Annotated in this window: 1 protein-coding gene; it reads right to left on the bottom strand. The window is 52.8% G+C overall.

Features of this window, described 5'->3' with window-relative positions; all coding sequences use genetic code 11:
* Positions 1–386 (bottom strand): 4Fe-4S dicluster domain-containing protein (locus QWI17_RS06775; protein WP_302721765.1); only part of this gene is annotated, 386 nt, incomplete at both ends.

Raw genomic sequence — 386 nt, 5'->3', positions numbered from 1 at the left:
AGACGGGCTTCAAAGCGGATGCGTGCATGGTCTGCCTTACGCTGTTCGGCATCCTCTTTGCGGATTTCTGCTTTGGCGAAGCGGTAGTACTGTACTAATGGAATGTTACTAGGACAGACATAGGAGCATGCACCGCACTCTATACAGTCAAACAGGTTGTGGTTACGGGCCTTATCGAATTCACGGCCTTTAGCAAACCAGTGTAGCTGTTGTGGCAGAAGTTCCACCGGGCAGACCTGTTCACACATACCACACCGGATGCAGGCTTGTGCCGGTGGTTGTGCCGGCATCTCCTGAATACTGCCGGCAATCAGACAGTTGGTGGTTTTTATCACCGGGATCTGCTCATCTTCGACCGTGATACCCATCATCGGTCCGCCGACGAT

The sequence above is a fragment of the Gilvimarinus gilvus genome, from assembly GCF_030518155.1.
GTDB lineage: Bacteria > Pseudomonadota > Gammaproteobacteria > Pseudomonadales > Cellvibrionaceae > Gilvimarinus > Gilvimarinus gilvus.
The sequence above is the reverse complement of the archived record's forward strand: the minus strand, read 5'-3'. Positions and strand labels throughout refer to the sequence as shown.